The 2,664-nt window shown below is 38.0% G+C and carries 3 protein-coding genes; 2 read left to right on the top strand and 1 reads right to left on the bottom strand.

Features of this window, described 5'->3' with window-relative positions; genetic code table 11:
- Positions 1-635, bottom strand: a 635-nt coding sequence (locus tag WB217_RS08765) for a CorA family divalent cation transporter (RefSeq protein ID WP_423992594.1), incomplete at its 3' end; no start/stop codon positions are given.
- 349 nt (positions 636-984) lie between these two features.
- On the opposite strand from WB217_RS08765, the gene WB217_RS08760 reads away from it, so the two are divergent.
- Together WB217_RS08760 and WB217_RS08755 are read left to right on the top strand one after the other, a co-directional pair.
- The gene (locus WB217_RS08760; protein ID WP_423992598.1) at positions 985-1,311 is read left to right on the top strand and encodes a CBO0543 family protein; all 327 of its coding nucleotides are present in this window, start codon (positions 985-987) and stop codon (positions 1,309-1,311) included.
- Positions 1,312-1,535: 224 nt separating this feature from the next.
- On the top strand, positions 1,536-2,664 hold a 1,129-nt coding region (locus tag WB217_RS08755), incomplete at its 3' end, for a DUF6044 family protein (protein ID WP_423992596.1).

Genomic DNA, 2,664 nt, shown 5'->3' with positions numbered 1-2,664 from the left:
TTAAAATACAGCGCAGAATCCTCATCAACAAACTTCAATTCTTTTCTAGATATAGTGGTCATTACCTGGTCTTGGGCTTCAATTGTTTGCCTTAGCTCGTGAAGTGTGGACTTCCAGCGATGGATGTTTCTTGCAATCTCATTTTCAAAAGGCCTGTCAAACACATTTCGTTCAAGTTCCTGAATGTTATCTGCAATCCTGTCGATCATTTTAAGATCAATAGAAGATACTTTCTCAAAAATGTGGTAGAGCACCTTGCCGGAGGTTTCCATCTTTTCAGGATGATCGATAAAGAGCTGTTGAAGCTGTGCTAAGAGGTCAATATTTTCCTCTTCTTTTGTAATGACATAGTTTCCGCCAATCAATATAGTGATTTTCGCTTGTGTATAGTCATCTTGTATAGCAAACAACGAGATAATTGCTTCGTTATTAAATACATCAATCTTGGGGATATCACTGAATTGCTCTAGCCCTTTTTTAGCAAGAGGATGGATTTCCATCTTGCTGATGAATTCATCGAACCGTTCTTTATTGGAGGGATCAAAATGAATCCATATAGTATCACTGGAAGAAGAGGGAAGGGTATATGCCTGCTCCTTATTTACATTTTTACTTGTCACATCGTAATGAAGCATAACGAATACAGCAACCTTTCACATTTGATTGAATATAGAATTTCCCATCATATAGGAAATATATCCATAGCCTTGAAATTGAGTTTTAAAGAAAAAGTTTATTAGAGCTAGATATTCATGTTGAAGGTGCAAAAATCTTTCAAGTAACAAATGAACTTGCCTATTAGATATAAAAACCGAAAACAAAACGATACATAAAAAACCTGGGAATTGTTGAAAATACAAAAGATTGAAGCGCTGGAAAATCACTGGTTATTATCCTGCTGCCTTTGGCATTCCGTAACATAAAGGAGTTGAGATCTTGTTTCATGCCGCAGTATTAGCAGGCGGAATCCTGCTTTCATTTAAAATGGGCAAATGGAGAATGTGGAAGGAGTACTTGCCTACATTTTATTTCTGGGCCTTATTTAGCTGCTTCTATGAATATATTTCCTACATCGGCAACAAGCATTTATGGGAATTTGAAAAGAATTTCATCAGTCTTTTTGTTACGGAGAGCTTATACACCTTTGTGTTTTATCCAAGCATGATCATTCTATTTCTTGGAAACTTTCCTCATGAAAAATCAAAAAAGATATGGCATTATTTCAAATGGATTTCGTTATCCTTATTAATTGAAAGTATTGCTCTAAAAATAGGTGCCATTCGGTTCTCCTCCGGGTGGTCAATGGCATAGGAAGTTTTCTTTTATAGCACGATGTACCCTATGCTGCGCCTTCATTACAGAAAACCATTAGCAGCTCTTATACTATCCATCTTCTTTGTGCTCTTTTATTTAATTATTTTTGACTACGACGTTATTTGAATTCGTTTTAGAAAACTCTGGGAATAGTATCTTGAAAAAGACCGCAAACTTTAATATGGCAAATATGATATATGAGGTGTAGGGAATTGTCTTACATGCAGGATAAGGAGCGGCGTCTGATCGTGCTGGCATTGTTGGTTATTGCTCTTTTTCTATCGCCGTATTTTATTTTGGGAGAGAATGCCCATATCAGAGTCCATGACAATCTAGATTCAAATTTGGCATGGTATAAAGTACTTGCTGAAAGCGGCCAGATATCAGGTCCAGTAACAGCAAAGATTGCACAAGTGATAAATGGACTGCCCAGGAACGCGTTAGGTACTGAATTTTCATTGATTGTTTGGCTTTATTCTTGGTTCCCCCTTATGACTGCATATGGTTTAAGCCAGGCAATTACAAGGTTTACAGCTTTTCTAGGCATGTATTTATTATTAAGAAAATACTTCATCCAAGATGATAGATGGGGGATTATCCGTGTCGGCACCTCACTAGCCTTTGCGCTGACTCCTTTTTGGCCTTCTGGAATGCTGAGCACACTTGGGATGCCATTGGCGCTTTGGAGTTTCTTAAATATTAGAAATGGAGAACGGAAATGGACCAATTATTTAGCCTTAACGGTTCTTCCATTCTATTCAAGTATCGTCCTTGGTTTTTTCTTTTTTCTTAGCGCGATGGGCGTATTCTGGTTTTTTGATATTTTTAGGGGGAAGGGATGGAACTGGCGCTTTTTTTTAGCAATCGCTTATATGACATCTGTCTATTTAGTCACTGATTATCGACTAGTCTATTCATTTTTATTTGATGATGAACCGAATAGCAGGGATGAATATTTTCATGCCCGGCTGACATTTGGACATTCTGTTCGGCTAACCATTAAGAATTTCATATACGGCCACCATCATGTTCATACCATCCATACCCTGATTATCCTGCCTGTCATCATCTTTGCACTTATCTTGATATGGAAAAACCGAGCCTGGAAAATGGAGAGTACCTATGTCATTCTGTTTGCTCTCAATTTCATTCTGTCCGCATGGTATGCCTTCTGGTTTTATAAAGGCTGGCTTCCTCTTACGAAAAGGTTCCACTTTTTGGATACGTTCAATTTTGCCAGATACCATTTCCTGCGGCCGCTAATCATCTATATCTTGTTTGCAGCAGGACTTAGAATTCTTTGGAACGAAGGAAGACTGTGGAGAAAAACAGTTCCGTGGCTTGTAGGTG

The organism is Mesobacillus sp., from assembly GCF_049588175.1.
GTDB lineage: Bacteria > Bacillota > Bacilli > Bacillales > Cytobacillaceae > Mesobacillus.
The sequence above is the reverse complement of the archived record's forward strand: the minus strand, read 5'-3'. Positions and strand labels throughout refer to the sequence as shown.

Bases quoted from the DNA above. Each gene is read 5' to 3' on its own strand.
- WB217_RS08760 (WP_423992598.1), top strand. From the start codon at position 985: ATGGGCAAATGGAGAATGTGGAAGGAGTACTTGCCTACATTTTATTTC.